The sequence below is a fragment of the Sulfurimonas sp. RIFOXYD2_FULL_34_21 genome (assembly GCF_001830805.1).
In the GTDB taxonomy this organism is placed as follows: Bacteria; Campylobacterota; Campylobacteria; order Campylobacterales; family Sulfurimonadaceae; genus Sulfurimonas.
Genome location: NZ_MICH01000015.1, coordinates 41,220 through 57,218 on the forward strand (window position 1 = coordinate 41,220; position 15,999 = coordinate 57,218).

Sequence of the window (15,999 nt, forward strand, 5' to 3'; positions counted from 1 at the left end):
TCACATATAATAGTTTATGAAATGTATTGAATAATAAAATCCTTTAAAATAGCCAGTAAAACCGTAAGTAGTATAGATCCAACCACAAGGTAAATAGTTTTTTTAGATACCAACATGTTAAAAAACTCTTTTACTCCAAACTCTTTTACGGTTAAGATAAAGCCTATAAATCCGCTTATAGTTCCTGCTAGTGCCAAACCTGCGGCTCCCATCGGAGTTATAAGAACAAGAGCAGATACTATGTAAAACGTAAGAGAATATGTTGCTATTTTCGCAGCGCGGAGTTGTTGCTCGTTTGCGTAGAGCCAAAGTAAAAAGAGTTTTTGAAGACCAAGAGGCAGCAGTCCTATCATGTACATTTTAAGAACCGATGCCGTGTTTATGGTGTCTTGCGCGGTAAATGAGCCTCTCTCAAACAAAATCCATATAATCTCATGTGCGAGCATATAACCGCCTATGGTGCTAGCCGTTAGTAAAAATGTCAAAAACCAAAAAGCTCTTTCCATATACACTCTGGCTTTGTCTATATCTTGATTTTTCATATATCTTGCGATGCTAGGAAATAGAGCGATAGAAGTTGCAATAGCAAAAATAGCAAGAGGCAGCTGAAAAATGCGGTTGCCGTAGTAAAGATAACTAATAGAGCCCGTTGCTAAAAAAGAGGCTAAAAACGTATCTAAAAATGCGCTTACCTGAGGTGTGGAATTTCCCCAGATAGCAGGAAAAAACTGCTTTTTAAACTTAGCAGTTTCATGTTTTATGACAACTGATTTAACTCTTAAATATTTAAAACCGCCGTACAAAGGTTTTAAAAGACCGAGTCTATGTATTGCAAGTACATGTACTATTAGTTGCAAAATACCGCCTATTACTACGCCAAAACTAAGATAATAAACTATCTCGTTTTGGCTTTTGTCGGATGATAGATAGAGTGCTGCGATAAGCGATATATTTAGCAGTGCGGTTGAGAATGCCGTAGTGGCAAAATGACGTTTGTACTGAAGCATAGTACTTAGAAACGTAACTGCGAAGATAAGAGGCAGATACCAAAAATTTATGGCTATAAACGGGGAAGCAAGCTCAATTGTTTTCTCGTCAAAGCCCACTGCTATGGCTTGTGCGGCAAGAGACGGCAAGATGTTGACAAGCAGAGTTATTATGATGATAATTGATAAAAAGATAAAAAAAATGTTTGCCGAAAAAACAGATTTATGTTTTGAATGTGCATACGCAGGAATAAAAACCTGAGTAAATGCACCCTCTGCAAAGATTCTGCGAAAGAGATTGGGTAGCTTAAAAGCAACAAAAAAAATGTCGCTATAAATGTTTGCACCAAGAGCAGATGCCGTTAACAAATCTCTAAAAAAACCTAAAACTCTTGAGAATAAAATTCCGAAACTATTGGTAAAAATTGCTTTAAACATGGGCTTCTTTTAGAGGAATGGTATAACTTTTACGAAAGTTTAACAAATATTTGATTAAAATGTAGAGTTTAATTTTTAAAAATTTAATTTTGGATAGAAAATTATGGCATTATTTGGATCAAGCAATGATACAGAACAATCAGCAAAAAAAATTCGTCCTACAGTAGTTAAAACGCAAAATGTTGCTAAAGAGTTAATGGATTTAGCAAAAAAGAACGGCGTGAATGCAAACAGTTTAGATTTTGATATTTTTGAAGTACAAACATATAAAAGACTCAATAAAGACAATATTGAATCTGATTGGGAAGAGATAACTCCTGATGAACTTCATCAGTTAGATGATGCTACCGCTATACTAAATAAAAATTTTCAGCTAAAACAGATATATGAAGTTGAGATATACTCCAAAGATGATAATAATGTATTTAAAAATTTTCATGCGGCAGTCGGAGCAAACTCAACAAAATGTAAAGTTTATTTAAGCATAAAAGCAGGTTCTGAGGTAGTTGTTAGTCCGAAAATTGAAGAAGATTTTTTAAACTACTTAAATAAAAGCAAAATCAGAGCCGGAATATTGGTAAATATCTTTGATGAAATGGTTCCTGATATTATCTCTAGAATCTCCGCAATAGCAAAAGTAGATGGAAATATAAGATATGATAAAAATCAAATTATACTTATAGCCGAGGCATATGAACCTACGCCCACAATAAATGATGAACTTATAGTGCACTATGACAAAGAGAACCTTATATCTGAAAATGAGAAGATAGACTACTCTAAGCGAGGTTTTATTCATAGTGTTTTAGACGGCGATATATTGATGGAGTATATTAAACCCAAAAAGGGAAAACCTGGTAGAAATTGCCGAGGTGAATTTATAGAACCTACTGAGCCTTTGGTTAGTCATGCACCCGATTTTACTCTTGATAGTACGATAGAAGCAGTAGATAGCAAAGAAAATATACTTTATCGTGCAAAAGCAAGCGGCTATATAAGTCAAGACGGAAAGACATATATGGTAAAATCGGATATGGATGTAGGAGAAGTTAGTTTCAAAACTACAGGTTCTATCTCTACAGGTTTGGATTCGGATGTCTCCTTAAACGTAAAAGAGAATGATTCACAAAAAGATGCTATCGGAAGCGGTATGGAAGTTGAAGTTAGTGAAATAGATATAAAAGGAAACGTAGGACCAAACTCTAAAGTACATGCAAGAAGAGCTACAGTAGAGGGTCAAACGCATAAAACTTCTCAGATAAAAGCAGATGATTTGACGATAAATATACACAAGGGCAATGCTTCTGGCGAACATGTAAAAATTGCACGACTCGAGCAAGGAAATGTTCAAGGCAAAAAAGTAGAAATTTCTCAAGCAATCGGCGGTCATATTAGAGCAAAAGAGATAGATATAGGTATATGTGTCTCGTATGTAAAGGCAACCGCTTCAAGATTGATTGAGATTCATAAACTTCAAGGAAGTGAAAATGTTTTTACTATAGACCCGTTAATTCAAGACGATAAAAAAGATGGATTCGGTGAGAATCAAAGTGAAATTAAAGAGCTTAGACTTAGTGTCAATGAGATAAAAAAAGAGGTTGAAAAGTATATAAAGCTTGTTAAAGATAATACTGCATCATTCAACGAAGTGAAAAAAAGGTTGATGCATTATAAAAAGAACGGTATAAAAATGCCTCTCTCTTTTGTTACAAAATATAAACAGTTTCAAAAAGCACAGGAACATTTAGAAGCAATAACAAAAGAGTACAATGTCAAAAATGACAAATTGACTCTTTTGACTAGCAAGGTCGCATCCTTCCAAGACAGTATTGAAAATGCAAGAATTATCAACAGAGACAGATGGTTTGGACATAATGAATTGATATTTAAGCTTATTGAGCCGCGCATTGAACTGAGTTTTAAACCTAAAGAGGGTTCGACTGATATGATATTTCGTGTTGTAGAACAGGATAACGGAACATATGAAATTCAGGCGGTAAATGAGTGATAGTAGGGCTAAGAGGAGTTGTAGTACATAAAGAGCCGGCATTTGTACATGTAGATGTAAGTGGTATAGTTTATGAAGTTTTTATATCGCTTCAGAGTTTTTCGGCAATAGGAAATGATAAGGTAAAACTTTTTACTTCACATGTAATTAGAGAGGATGCACAGCTACTTTACGGGTTTTTAGAGATAGGTGAGAAAAAACTTTTTGAGCGTCTTATAAAAATAAACGGAGTCGGTCCAAAGGTCGCAATGGCAATCTGTTCTACATATACGCCTGAACAGTTTGCACTTATAATAAACAATAAAGACATAAACGGCGTTAAAAAAGTTCCGGGAATAGGTCCCAAAAATGCAGGACGCATACTAGTAGAACTTAGCGGATTTGATGCTGAGCTTATCTTATCAAGCGAACCTAAAAATTTGGCATTTACTCAAGCAGGCGAGGCATTGGAATCCTTAGGATTTAAAAAAGAGAAGATATCAAAAGCGCTGAGTTCATGTAGCGGAAGTGATACCGCTTCGCTAGTAAAAGAGGCTCTAAAGCTTCTACAAACAATTTAATTTAATCAAGGAAATATATATTGAAATTAACTATTTTATTCGGCGGTGCTAGTTTTGAGCACGAAATCAGTATTGTAAGTGCTATTACTTTAAAACAAAAGTTATCAGGTTTTGATTTGAGTTTTATTTTTTGTGATCAAGATCATCAATTTTATTTAGTCGATGCTTCAAAAATGAAAGCTCTTACCTTTTCAAAAGGCGAATACAAAAAGATGCCAAAGTTATCTCTTTCGCTTGGAGCTTTTGTTCAAAAAGGACTCTTTAGTTCTCGTGATCATGGCGGTATGTTTTTAAATCTGATTCACGGAGCAGACGGAGAAGATGGAAGTATAGCTGCACTTTTAGACTTTTTTTCTATCAAATATATAGGTCCTAGAATTGATGCAAGCGTATTTTCTTATGATAAAAGATATACAAAATGGCTTTGCAATGCAAGAGGCGTAAAATGTCTAAAGCATGAAGAGTTAAGCGTAAAAGAGCATAATAATATAAAAATTCCTTATCCGCTCATAGTAAAGCCGTCTCGTCTTGGAAGCTCAATAGGAGTTAGTATAGTCAAAGAGGAGAGTGAACTTGACTATGCACTAGACAGCGCATTTGAATTTGATAGCAGTGTTATAGTAGAGCCGTTTTTACAAAGTGTAAAAGAGTATAACCTTGCAGGATTTTGGGCGAACGGGAAAATTAATTTTTCAATTGTAGAGGAGCCTCATAAAGAGGAGTTTTTGGATTTTGAGAAAAAATATATGGATTTTTCAAGAAGTGAGCAGGTTTTAAAAGCTGATATATCAAAAGATTTAGAGTCAAGACTAAAAGCTAATTTTGAGAAGATTTATAAAAATCTATTTGAGGGAGCGCTTATTAGATGCGACTTTTTTGTCGTTGATGGCGAAGTGTATTTAAATGAGATAAACCCGATTCCGGGGTCTATGGCGAATTATCTTTTTGAGGATTTTAAAGACTCTTTAGAACTTTTGGCAAACTCACTTCCTCATGCAAAAAGAGCAAAAATAAATTATGAGTATATTCACTCTATTTCTAAAGCCAAAGGTAAGTAATGGCTGTAAAGTCGATTCAGTTTAATCAGCATACTTTAGATATTAGCTATGAGATTATAAATCCTGATGCAAAAGTTGATTTGATTATTTTGCACGGCTGGGGTAGCAACAAAGGGTTAATGAAAAAAGCATTTTCGCCTTTTATGGATGGTTTTCGTCATATCTATATTGATTTGCCTGGGTTTGGCAACTCTACATGTAACTTAGCGCTTTATACAAAAGATTATGCAAGAATAGTTGAACTTCTTATGATTCATCTAAATGCGTCTAAAGATATAGTTCTGGGTCACTCTTTTGGGGGAAAAGTCGCACTTTTGCTTGAGCCGAAGGTGCTTGTTCTGGTTGCAAGTGCGGGTATCTATATGCCAAAATCACTAAAAATAAGAGCAAAAATAGCACTCTTTAAAATTTTAAAAACATTTGGATTGGCAAAATTTAGAGAATTTTTTGTAGCACAAGATGCAAAAAAGCTAAGCGAGCCGATGTATCAAACTTTTAAAAACGTAGTTGATGAAGATTTGTCTGATGAATTCTCAAACTATAGCGGAAAAGCTCTTTTATGCTGGGGTAGAGATGATACCGCAACGCCGCTTGGCAGTGCCGTAAAAATTGAAAAGCTTATAAAAGACTCTAAGCTTATGGTTTATGCTGGGGATCACTACTTTTTTTTAAATCATGCCAAAGATGTATCAGAGAATATAGAAAAAACTTTTTTAAAAACACTGGAGCATAAATAATGCAAAACTATGAAATACTTGTAGCATTTGTTACAAATATATTGTTTGTCACTGTTTTAGGGTGGTACCTGATAACAAATCTTCAATGGTATGACTATAAACTCTCGCGCGTTGTTTTAAAACATCATAAGCCTCATTGGCATATTATCTATTTCTTGATACCCTTTGGGGCTTACTACATGACGGGTGAATTTTTTATCATCTTTTTTATTTTTGCCGTATTGCCTGCTATTTTTATTTGGTACAAAAATCTTGATAAAAAACTTGTCTTGACATGGAGAGTAAAACGATTTTTGATTCTTTTAGTTTCGCTGACTCTCTTTCAAGATATTCTTTGTACTATAAAAGACGCGTGTGAGATTTACGGTGTTTTTATGCCTTTAGCAGTAGCTTATGTCGGCAGTGTTGTGATAGAGAAATTTTTATTTGCAGCATTTAAAAAAGAGGCTAAAAAAAAGCTAAAAAATATGAACAAACTGCAGATAGTGACAATTACCGGAAGTTACGGTAAGACAAGTATTAAAAATTTTGTGCGTGAAATTTTAAGCAAAAAGTACAAAGTCTATGCAACTCCTAGAAGCGTAAATACAATTGGCGGAATTATCAAAGACGTAAACGAATCACTACCCCTTGATACCGAGATTTACATCTGCGAGGCAGGTGCTAGAGAGAGCGGCGATATTTATGAAATCACAACTTTTTTAGAGCCTCAGAGCGTTGTTGTCGGCAAAGTAGGACTCGCACATGTAGAGTACTTTAAAAGTTTAAAAAATATTATCGCAACGAAGCTCGAAATCATGCAGTCTCCAAAGCTAGAACGTGCTTTTATTCACACCTCGGTTACTGATGAGCCTCACGATAAAGTCACATTTTTTGGGGATGAAGTGCAAAATATAGATGCCAATTTAGACGGGACTAATTTTGAATTAAAAATCAATGACAATATTTTGTCTTTACATACAAATATCTTAGGTTCGTTCCAAACTATGAATATTGCCGTAGCAGTTAGAATAGCTAAAGCTTTTGGTATGAGCGATGAAGAGATAATAAAAGCTGTCGGCAGACTTACGCCTGTTGAGCATAGACTTCAAAAGATAACGGCAGGCGGAAAAATTATCCTTGATGACGGATACAACGGCAACATAGACGGAATGCTTGAAGCCGTAAGACTCTGTTCGCTTCACGAGGGCAGAAAAGTTATTGTCACACCGGGACTTGTTGAAAGCAGTGATGAGCTTAATTTGAAGCTGATTAAAGCTATTAATGATGTTTTTGATATTGTAATTGTCACAGGCGCATTAAATGCAGAGCTGTTTGATAAAAATCTAAATGTTAAAAATAAAATTATGCTTGCTGATAAATCTGCACTTACCGATGTGCTTGGAATTCAGACAAAAGCCGGAGATATTATACTTTTTGCAAATGATGCACCGAATTTTATATAAGTTTAATTAAATGAGATTTATAGACAAAACCATAAAATATCTCGGCTATTTTACAGCTTTTATATTAGCAATTTTGGTTTTGTTGGTAGTTTATGACGCGACGGCAAGATACCTTTTTTCTGAGGGTTCAACAGCACTTCAAGAACTTGAGTGGCACCTTTTTGATCTTATAATTCTTTTTGCAATTGCATATACTCTAAGAGAAAATGCACATGTAAGAGTAGATATATTTTACGCCTCATTTAGTGATAAAAAGAAAGCTCTTGTAAATATGATATCTTCACTCTTTTTTATTTTGCCTTTCTCTTTTTTAATTATCTATATAGGGATAGATTTTGTAAGCTTAAGCTTCGTCCAAAATGAGTGTTCATCAAATCCAGGAGGTTTGGAGTATAGATTTTTAGTTAAATCTCTTATGCCGCTCTCATTTTTGTTTTTATCACTTCAGGCTGCTAAAGACGCCAAAAACAATTTTGACATGTGGAGAGCATTATGATTGCTCTTTTTATGTTTGGGGTTGTTTTAGCACTGCTTTTAGTCGGTATTCCCGTTGCTTTTGTTTTTGGAAGCGTTGCTATTGCCTTTGCTTTTATCATTCCTGAACTCGGTTTTGATGTTTTTTCAATTCTTCCGTTTCGTATCTACGGAATTATGTCAAATACGACTTTGATGGCTGTTCCTCTATTTATAGCGATGGGTTTAGTACTTGAAAAGTCTCTTATGGCAGAGAAGCTTTTGATTGCTATGAGTTCTATGTTCCGTAGTGTTAGAGGCGGTTTGGCGGTTAGTGTTGTTTTAGTAGGTGCTATGCTTGCCGCTTCTACGGGGATAGTTTCTGCTTCGGTTGTCATGATGAGCGTTATAGCGCTTCCTTTGATGTTAAAAGCCGGATATGACAAAGGCTTGGCTAGCGGAACTATTGCGGCTTCGGGAACATTAGGGCAGATTATTCCGCCGTCTATAATACTCATAATTTTGGGCGATGTTATGAGTGTGAGTGTCGGTGAGCTTTTTATGGGTGCTGTTTTACCGGGACTTGTTTTGGTCGCGCTTTACATAATCTATATTTTAATTCTATCCTATTTTAAACCAGAAGTTGCACCGATACCTTTAGGTACAAAAAATATAAGTTTAAAAGAGGCTATTTTTGCCATAGTTCCGCCTCTTCTTTTAATTATTTTTGTTTTAGGAAGCATTTTTATAGGAGTAGCATCTCCTACGGAATCGGCGGCATTTGGTGTTGTCGGTGCTATTTTACTCTCGTTGTTAAACAAGTCGCTAAATTTTGACATGTTAAAGTATGCAACACTTGAAAGTGTTAAACTAACAGGTATGATATTTATGATTTTAATAGGTGCAACCGCTTTTTCGCTTGTATTTAACGAGCTTGGCGGCAGTGACTTAATATTAGAATTTTTTAGTGAAGATATAGGCGATGTTTGGGTTTTTATAGCAGTAGCAATGGTTAGTATCTTTATCCTTGGTTTTTTTATAGATTTTATAGAGATATCTTTTATCGTTGTTCCTATTTTAGTTCCCGTTATGAATGCTTTTGGTATAGACCCTGTTTGGTTTGGAATCTTAATAGCACTAAATTTGCAAGCCTCTTTTTTAACACCTCCTTTTGGTTTGTCACTCTTTTTTCTAAAAGGAGCAGCCGGAGATAGCATAAAGACTATGGATATGTATAGGGGAATTATTCCTTTTATTTTGCTTCAATTTCTAGCATTATGTTTGGTTATAATGTTTCCAAATCTAGTATTCGCGTTTTTATAGGAGTAAGTCATGAAAGATATTTTATACGCACCGTGGCGTGATGAGTATATAAACGATAAAGAGATAAAAGGTTGCGTTTTTTGTCATATTAGCTCACATGATATGGATGAAGAGTTACATGTACTTTATAGAGATGAGTATTGCTTTATGGTAATGAATCGCTATCCATATACACCGGGGCATTTTATGATAATTCCTCATGTGCATACCGATAAACTTGAAGAACTAGACAGTAAAATTTGGTTGCACATGAGTGCTCTTGCTCAAAAAGGTGTTAGGCTTTTAAAAGATGGGTTTGGTGCTAAGGGCGTAAATATCGGAATGAATCTAGGACATGCAGGCGGGGCAGGGATTGCCGAGCATATTCACTTGCATTTAGTTCCACGTTGGGAAAAAGATACCAATTTTATGACATCAGTAGCAAACAATAGAGTTTATTCAACTGATTTTGAAAAAGTGTATAAAAAGATTAAAAGTCTAATTGAAGTTTATGTTACTGAAGTAAAAAGCTAGTTTTTTTTAGATTTAAGTACGAAAAAAAATAATAATGCAATTGAGACAAAAATAGTAGTTCTAATGGATAAAGTAAGCATATCTATTTGCGTTTCCATAATAAAGACTTTCATTGTAAGAGATTTTAAAAATGGATGGGGATATAGGATTCGAACCTATGAATGTCGGCACCAAAAGCCGAGGCCTTACCGCTTGGCGAATCCCCAGTAAGTTGTAGAAAAAAGATAGTTTAATTAAATAATACTTCTTTTAGTTATAATAAATATAACGGGTGGAATTATAAAGAGTGTCACCTTATATTAGCCTTAATTTGGTCTATGATTTTTTATTTTCTAAATATTTTAAAAAGATAGTCAAAATAGTAAAATATTTGTGAAAAAATCCCTATAATATGTTGTTTTAGGGGTGCTAAAAAATAGTTGCCGAAAAAGTAAAAAAAAGATGTATAGTTGCATTTATATTTAAAATTATTAAGGATTAAAATGGGCAGTTTAACAGTTAACAAACATAAATTAAAACGATTTGCGATAGCCTCAAAACCCGTGATGGAAAAATATCTTTCAAAATTGGAAGTAGATTTAAGCGACTATACTTTTGCCGCAAATTTTATTTGGCTTGCAAACAGCAGCGGGTTTTATGCAATTATAAATAAATGTTTCTGTCTATTTGTTATGACGGGCGGTGAACTCACAATGCTGTTGCCGCCTTTAGGAAAGAAAAAGCATATAAATGACGCAATTATAAAATGTTTTGAGATAATGAACTCAAATAACAGCTCGCCATACTATTCACGTATAGACTATGTGCAATCATCAATGTTAGAAGAGTTTGTTCAGAGTGCTGATGAAGCGCAAAGTATGTTTGAGATGCTTGAATCATATATAGTTGAGAAAAAATTGGTTGATTATGTTTATGAGGTAGATGCTCTTATAGAACTTCGCGGAAACAGTTATCACACAAAAAGAACTGAGATAAATAAATTTATAAAATCATATTCTGATTATGTAATTGAGCCTTTAGACAGTGTTAAACATAAAGATGAGATTGTGCATCTTTTTAACAAATGGGTATCCGATAGAGTTAGGTATATGCCAAAAGAAGAAGCAGAAGTTTTCCTAGAGGGTATTCATCAAGAGAGACATGCCGTAAAACAGATGCTAAAACATTATGAAGCTCTCTCTCTTTTAGGTCTTGTTATCTATATAAACGGCGAGTTAAAAGGTTTTACCGTAGGCGAGCGTATAAGCAAAGATACGGCAACGGTTATTATAGAAAAAACAGATTTTGAAGTTTTGGGATGTGCGCAGTTTATTTTTAGAGAGTTTTCTAAAATGCTAAAAGAACACTATGGTGTTGCGTATATAAATGTCGGCGATGATATGGGCTTTGAAAATCTTCGTAAAGTGAAAATGTCCTATAGACCTTTCAAACTGGTTCCAAAATATACAATTTATCAAAAATGACAATTAGAAAAGCTATATCATCAGATGTCTCTTTGCTTTATACATTAGAGCAAGAACTCTTTACGATAGATAATTATCCACTCTCAAGGGGTTCTTTTATATATCATGTACGTAACAATCTGATTTATGTGGCAGAGATTGAGGGCAAAGTAGTCGGATATTTATTGGTACTTATAAAACGTACAAAAGCAAAGTTATACTCTATCGGGGTAAAAGAGATTTATCGCGGCAGAAAAATTTCACAAAAGTTGCTTGAAGTGACATCCAAAGAGTTAATTTCTTTAGGTTTTAAGCAACTTTTGCTTGAAGTACGTACCGATAATAAAGTAGCAATAGCGCTATACAAAAAAGCTGGTTTTAAAGTAGTTAAAGAGCTTAGAGCTTTTTATAAAGACGGCTGTGATGCCTATCTTATGGAATTGGAATATAAATGAAATTATCATTACAAGAATTAATTCACGAACTTGACAATGAGATAAAAAAGTATATAGAGGGATTTGATGCCAATGTCCATCCCTATGACATTGCAGAACTTTTGCTTGAGTTACGTGAGTATGATGAGAAAATTTATCTGCAAGAGTTGGCAAAATTTCCAGAGGAGCTTAAAGCTCTTGTTATGATTGAACTACCTCGTCATTGTCATGAGGAGATTGTTGAGCATTTTACTCCTAACGAACTTGCAGATTTAACCAATAATCTTGACACGGATGATGCGGCGGAGCTAATTCGTAACATTGAAGATGTTGATGAAGATGTCGCGGAAGAGGTTCTTCAAAGTTTGGCGCATGAAGATCGTCAAAATATAGAGTCACTTATCTCGTATGGCGATTATGAAGCCGGTTCATATATGCAAACCGAGCTTTTTTCTGCTTTTATAGATGAAGAAGTAGGGGATTCTATTAGAAGATTAAAACGTCAAAAAGCAAAAAAAGAGGTAGATAGCGTTTATCAAGTTTATGTAATTACCAGAGAAAATGAATTTTTGGGTTCTATACCTTTAGAAGATTTAATTCTTCTTGGTCCAAACGTAAATTATGAAGAGCTTGTAGAAGAGGGCATAAACACCATTTCGGTTAATGTTTTGGATGATATACATGATGTAGTAGAGGTTGCATCAAATTACGATATGGGTGTTATTCCTGTTGTTGATTCAAAAGGGAAACTTTTAGGTCGTATTACATCGGATGATATATACGATATTATCGAAGAACGCGCGACAGGACAGCTTTATAACCTTGCCGGAGTTAATGATGAAGCAGAACAAGAGGAGTCTCTTTTGCACATCGGAAAGCACCGTGCATTTTGGCTTGCAATAAATCTTTTTACGGCTATTGCCGCTTCTATTGTTATCGGACTTTTTGATACTACGCTGCAGTCGCTTGTAGCACTTGCCGTTTTAATGCCCATAGTAGCTTCAATGGGCGGAAATGCAGGAACGCAAACTTTAACGGTAACGGTAAGACAGATGGCTCTAGGAGAGATTAACAGTGATGATGCTAAAAAAACTATAAAAAAAGAGGTCTATTTATCTCTTATGAACGGAACTATCTTTGCGGTTGCTATGGGAATTATAGCTTGGATATGGTTTTCGATGCCGATGCTTGGAGTCGTAATAGGAGCTTCTATGATTATAAATCTTATTTCTGCCGGTTTTTTTGGTTCATTAATACCGCTGTTATTGCAAAAAGCAGATATTGATCCGGCTGTCGGTTCTTCTGTTTTGCTAACTACCGTAACGGATATAGTAGGATTTTTTAGTTTTCTCGGATTAGCGAGTATAATTTTGATATAGCAAAAAAGCTATCTAAAGGAAAAAAATATATGAAAATATTGATATTTATACTTCTTATAGTCACTATCTCCTTTTCAGCGGACGTAGATACAAAGTTATATGAAGACGGACAAAAAGAGAGCTATTATCAAGAGATACAAAATCAGATATCTGCCGATGAAAAGGGTAAGAAAAAAACCGTAGAAATATTAAAAGAGGAAAGATTATATCTGCAAAGAGTACGTAGTGCCGCTTCACAAGATATTCAAATTGACAAGTATGATTTAGAATCTTTGTCTAACAAATCTTTGACTTTGGATAACTATTACAGTGCTGTAAATTTTGCCGCATTACTACATGTTAAACAGAATGAAAATCGTAAAATTTTAAATACTATTAATTCTAAATCACTATTTTTAAAACAAGCTATAACAAACATTATCGAAGAGGAGAAGCCTAAACTCTTCTCTTATCAACTGCAATATGCTTACTATAAACTTCAAGAAAAAAATATAGAAGCAAAAATTAAACTATTGCAAGCACATGAGCAAGAGATAAAAAAGATGCTCTTTAGTACTCTTGGTTTGATTGAGTGTGACAAAATAGGCAGTATCGATGAAAAACTCAAACTAAACGACAAAGATATTAATGTGCTATCTTCACAAAAAGTAGCTTTGCAGATAAATTTGGAAAAAGCGCTTATAGAAGATAGTACTAAAGTTGAACAGACACAAAAGAAACTTGATAGTGCAGAGACGCAATATCAAGAGTTGATAAATAAAAAAGTAGTTTATAAAATAGAGCAATCTTTATGTATGTTAAAAGAGAAAAAAAATAAACCTTTTTTTCAAAAAATTAGTGAGATTGAGTTCAACATTGATGAAATTACTTTAGAACATCGTTTTGTTCATAAAGAGGAGTTAAATATTCTTCGTGAAATTGCAAAAGGAGTATTTGGTACTACAAAACTATTTTTTGGATCGACTCTTCACGAAATAAAGGGTATTTTTACACAGATACAAAGCTATTTTGTCTCTGCTATATTTGTTTTTAATGAGCAACCAATAAGTTTGATAAGTCTAATTAAAGCTATTGTACTAGTGATTTTCGGGTTTTTTGCAGGTATTTTTTATAAACGCTGGATAGCCCGTATATCAAGAAAGTGGCCTGATATGAGCCAGATGTCAATAAGACTCGCTTCAAATATCGGCTACTACATGATTGTAACAATTTCGTTTGTTATTGCAATAGGCAGTTTGGGGATAGATATGACCTCTATCTCTATGATTGCAGGTGCTTTATCTATCGGTATCGGTTTTGGGCTTCAGACGGTAGTTTCAAATTTTATAGCCGGCGTTATATTGATGTTTGAACGCACTATTAGAATAGGGGATATGATAGAGATAAGCGATAAACTGCGCGGAAGGGTTACAGACATGCGTATTCGTTCTACGACCATAAAAACATTTGACAATATTGATATAGTAATTCCAAACTCCTCTTTTATACAAAACAATGTAATTAATTGGACGCTAGAAGATCCTTCAAGAAGGCTCCATATCCCTTTTGGTGTAGCATATGGAACGGATGTAGATTACGTTAAACAAATTATAATAAATGAGTTAAAAGAGAGTAAATTAACCTATATAAATGACGATAGCACCAAAGAACCGGAGATTTGGATGATAGGCATGAACAACAGCAGATTGGACTTTGAGCTGCTTGTATGGGTAGAGTGGGATAGTAAACTTCGTCCTAACTCGCTAAAATCAGATTTTTTAATTTTGATTTATAATTCACTCAACAAATATGGTATAGAGATACCGTTTCCGCAACTTGATTTACATGTTAAACATAAATCAAATAAGGTATTAGAAATAGGCGCTAAAGAGTGAAAATTAAGAGATATATTTTAATATTTTTGATTTTTACAGTTGAGATAATATTTGCAGATTCAAGCAGTGCGACAGTTTTTATGTATCATCGTTTTGGAGAATCAAAATACCCATCGACAAGCATAAGGACAGAACAGTTTGAAGCTCATCTCGCATATTTGGAAAAAAACGGTTATAACGTTTGGAGTTTATCAAAGATTGTAAATTATTTGCTTGAGGGCAGGGATATTCCTGAGAAAACTGTTGCATTAACGATAGACGATGCCTATAAAAGTATATATACGGATGCATTTTCAAGGCTAAAAGAAAAAAAGTTTCCATTTACGATATTTGTAAATACTGCATCAATCGATAGTAAATCAAAAAGCTATATGAGCTGGGACGAGATGCGTGAAATAAAGCTCTTTGGTGCAGAGTTCGCAAACCATTCTCTAAGTCATGATTACATGTTGCCAAAAGATAACGAAAATAAAGAGCAGTGGCAAAATAGAATCAGATATGAGATTGAAACTGCGCAAAAGAGACTCCATGAAGAGCTTGGCGCAGATACAAATGAAAATCCTAAAATTTTTTCTTATCCTTTTGGCGAATACAGTGAGCAAACATCAGATTTTATTAAAAATTTGGGATATATAGGAGTTACTCAAACATCTGGCTCTATTGATATGCAAAGTGATACTAAAGCTTTGCCTCGATTTCCAATGGCTGAAGCTTTCGCAGATATAGATAGCTTTGTACTTAAACTAAAGACTTTACCGCTTCCTATAAGCTCTGTATCGCCTAAAGAGCCTTTAATCTCATCAGAAAATCCGCCCGTTCTTACTCTTGAATTAAAAAATCCTATAAAAAACTTACAATGCTATCTCTCTAGCGGTGAGCCGTTATCGCTTGAGTGGATATCTAAAACAGAGGTAAATATTATTGCAAAAAATAGGCTTAAGAGACCAAGAGATAAATATACATGTACTGCAAAAGCAAACGGCGATAGATGGTATTGGTATAGTCATTTGTGGATTGTAAAATAGTTGTTGATTGGTTGCGGAAATAGGATTTGAACCTATGACCTTCGGGTTATGAGCCCGACGAGCTACCGAACTGCTCTATTCCGCGACATATCCTAAAAATAGGGGGAGTTTGTGGATGGGGATATAGGATTCGAACCTATGAATGTCGGCACCAAAAGCCGAGGCCTTACCGCTTGGCGAATCCCCATCATTTAAAAAAAAGTAAATTGGTTGCGGAAATAGGATTTGAACCTATGACCTTCGGGTTATGAGCCCGACGAGCTACCGAACTGCTCTATTCCGCGGTGTTTTGACAAACTAAGTAATACGTTTGTCGGAGTGGAA

14 protein-coding genes and 4 tRNA genes are annotated in these 15,999 nt (G+C 34.6%); 13 read left to right on the top strand and 5 right to left on the bottom strand.

Annotated elements, in window-relative coordinates; genetic code table 11:
• Positions 1-14: 14 nt before the first annotated feature.
• On the bottom strand, positions 15-1,424 hold the full coding sequence (murJ, locus tag A2530_RS10195; RefSeq protein WP_294885487.1) for a murein biosynthesis integral membrane protein MurJ: 1,410 nt from the start codon (positions 1,422-1,424) through the stop codon (positions 15-17).
• A gap of 103 nt (positions 1,425-1,527) precedes the next feature.
• On the opposite strand from murJ, the gene A2530_RS10200 reads away from it, so the two are divergent.
• From A2530_RS10200 to A2530_RS10235, 8 genes are read left to right on the top strand one after another with little or no spacing between them, the layout of a single operon-like run.
• Positions 1,528-3,432: a flagellar assembly protein A gene (locus A2530_RS10200; RefSeq protein WP_294885485.1), complete on the top strand. Its 1,905-nt coding sequence runs from the start codon at positions 1,528-1,530 to the stop codon at positions 3,430-3,432.
• A complete protein-coding gene (ruvA, locus tag A2530_RS10205; protein WP_294885483.1) occupies positions 3,429-3,992 on the top strand; it encodes a Holliday junction branch migration protein RuvA in 564 nt (187 codons plus the stop codon). Before A2530_RS10200 ends, ruvA begins: the two co-directional genes overlap by 4 nt.
• A 20-nt stretch (positions 3,993-4,012) precedes the next feature.
• A complete protein-coding gene (locus A2530_RS10210) occupies positions 4,013-5,050 on the top strand; it encodes a D-alanine--D-alanine ligase (protein ID WP_294885482.1) in 1,038 nt (345 codons plus the stop codon).
• The gene (locus tag A2530_RS10215) at positions 5,050-5,787 is read left to right on the top strand and encodes an alpha/beta hydrolase (RefSeq protein WP_294885480.1); all 738 of its coding nucleotides are present in this window, start codon (positions 5,050-5,052) and stop codon (positions 5,785-5,787) included. The genes A2530_RS10210 and A2530_RS10215 overlap by 1 nt, the downstream gene beginning before the upstream one ends.
• The gene (locus A2530_RS10220; protein WP_294885478.1) at positions 5,787-7,232 is read left to right on the top strand and encodes a UDP-N-acetylmuramoyl-tripeptide--D-alanyl-D-alanine ligase; all 1,446 of its coding nucleotides are present in this window, start codon (positions 5,787-5,789) and stop codon (positions 7,230-7,232) included. Before A2530_RS10215 ends, A2530_RS10220 begins: the two co-directional genes overlap by 1 nt.
• A 10-nt stretch (positions 7,233-7,242) precedes the next feature.
• Positions 7,243-7,728 carry a TRAP transporter small permease subunit gene (locus tag A2530_RS10225; protein WP_294885476.1) on the top strand — a complete coding sequence of 162 codons (486 nt, stop codon included), beginning with the start codon at positions 7,243-7,245 and terminating at the stop codon, positions 7,726-7,728.
• Positions 7,725-9,008: a TRAP transporter large permease subunit gene (locus tag A2530_RS10230; protein WP_294885475.1), complete on the top strand. Its 1,284-nt coding sequence runs from the start codon at positions 7,725-7,727 to the stop codon at positions 9,006-9,008. The genes A2530_RS10225 and A2530_RS10230 overlap by 4 nt, the downstream gene beginning before the upstream one ends.
• Positions 9,009-9,017: 9 nt before the next feature.
• Positions 9,018-9,521, top strand: coding sequence for an HIT domain-containing protein (locus A2530_RS10235; RefSeq protein ID WP_294885473.1), 504 nt, complete (start codon positions 9,018-9,020; stop codon positions 9,519-9,521).
• Positions 9,522-9,652: 131 nt separating this feature from the next.
• Here A2530_RS10235 and A2530_RS10240 read toward each other — a convergent pair.
• Positions 9,653-9,727 (bottom strand) — tRNA-Gln (locus A2530_RS10240).
• Positions 9,728-10,003: 276 nt separating this feature from the next.
• Between A2530_RS10240 and A2530_RS10245 the strand changes: the two genes are divergently transcribed.
• From A2530_RS10245 to A2530_RS10265, 5 genes are read left to right on the top strand one after another with little or no spacing between them, the layout of a single operon-like run.
• The gene (locus A2530_RS10245; RefSeq protein ID WP_294885472.1) at positions 10,004-10,984 is read left to right on the top strand and encodes a phosphatidylglycerol lysyltransferase domain-containing protein; all 981 of its coding nucleotides are present in this window, start codon (positions 10,004-10,006) and stop codon (positions 10,982-10,984) included.
• The gene (gene rimI / locus A2530_RS10250) at positions 10,981-11,418 is read left to right on the top strand and encodes a ribosomal protein S18-alanine N-acetyltransferase (RefSeq protein WP_294885471.1); all 438 of its coding nucleotides are present in this window, start codon (positions 10,981-10,983) and stop codon (positions 11,416-11,418) included. The genes A2530_RS10245 and rimI overlap by 4 nt, the downstream gene beginning before the upstream one ends.
• Positions 11,415-12,776: a magnesium transporter gene (gene mgtE, locus A2530_RS10255; protein ID WP_294885469.1), complete on the top strand. Its 1,362-nt coding sequence runs from the start codon at positions 11,415-11,417 to the stop codon at positions 12,774-12,776. The genes rimI and mgtE overlap by 4 nt, the downstream gene beginning before the upstream one ends.
• A 29-nt stretch (positions 12,777-12,805) precedes the next feature.
• A complete protein-coding gene (locus tag A2530_RS10260; RefSeq protein ID WP_294885468.1) occupies positions 12,806-14,650 on the top strand; it encodes a mechanosensitive ion channel domain-containing protein in 1,845 nt (614 codons plus the stop codon).
• On the top strand, positions 14,647-15,675 hold the full coding sequence (locus tag A2530_RS10265) for a polysaccharide deacetylase family protein (RefSeq protein ID WP_294885467.1): 1,029 nt from the start codon (positions 14,647-14,649) through the stop codon (positions 15,673-15,675). The genes A2530_RS10260 and A2530_RS10265 overlap by 4 nt, the downstream gene beginning before the upstream one ends.
• An 8-nt stretch (positions 15,676-15,683) precedes the next feature.
• On the opposite strand, the gene A2530_RS10270 is transcribed toward A2530_RS10265, so the two are convergent.
• The 3 genes from A2530_RS10270 to A2530_RS10280 form a co-directional block, all read right to left on the bottom strand.
• Positions 15,684-15,760: transfer RNA gene (locus A2530_RS10270), tRNA-Met, on the bottom strand.
• 27 nt (positions 15,761-15,787) lie between these two features.
• Positions 15,788-15,862 (bottom strand) — tRNA-Gln (locus tag A2530_RS10275).
• 20 nt (positions 15,863-15,882) lie between these two features.
• Positions 15,883-15,959, bottom strand: a tRNA-Met gene (locus tag A2530_RS10280).
• Positions 15,960-15,999: the final 40 nt, after the last annotated feature.

Excerpts from the sequence above, each read along its gene's own strand:
- A2530_RS10200 (WP_294885485.1), top strand. The coding sequence starts at position 1,528 with ATGGCATTATTTGGATCAAGCAATGATACAGAACAATCAGCAAAAAAA.
- murJ (WP_294885487.1), bottom strand. The coding sequence starts at position 1,424 with ATGTTTAAAGCAATTTTTACCAATAGTTTCGGAATTTTATTCTCAAGA.
- A2530_RS10220 (WP_294885478.1), top strand. The coding sequence starts at position 5,787 with ATGCAAAACTATGAAATACTTGTAGCATTTGTTACAAATATATTGTTT.
- A2530_RS10230 (WP_294885475.1), top strand. The coding sequence starts at position 7,725 with ATGATTGCTCTTTTTATGTTTGGGGTTGTTTTAGCACTGCTTTTAGTC.
- A2530_RS10245 (WP_294885472.1), top strand. The coding sequence starts at position 10,004 with ATGGGCAGTTTAACAGTTAACAAACATAAATTAAAACGATTTGCGATA.
- A2530_RS10225 (WP_294885476.1), top strand. The coding sequence starts at position 7,243 with ATGAGATTTATAGACAAAACCATAAAATATCTCGGCTATTTTACAGCT.
- A2530_RS10260 (WP_294885468.1), top strand. The coding sequence starts at position 12,806 with ATGAAAATATTGATATTTATACTTCTTATAGTCACTATCTCCTTTTCA.
- mgtE (WP_294885469.1), top strand. The coding sequence starts at position 11,415 with ATGAAATTATCATTACAAGAATTAATTCACGAACTTGACAATGAGATA.
- A2530_RS10235 (WP_294885473.1), top strand. The coding sequence starts at position 9,018 with ATGAAAGATATTTTATACGCACCGTGGCGTGATGAGTATATAAACGAT.
- A2530_RS10215 (WP_294885480.1), top strand. The coding sequence starts at position 5,050 with ATGGCTGTAAAGTCGATTCAGTTTAATCAGCATACTTTAGATATTAGC.
- rimI (WP_294885471.1), top strand. The coding sequence starts at position 10,981 with ATGACAATTAGAAAAGCTATATCATCAGATGTCTCTTTGCTTTATACA.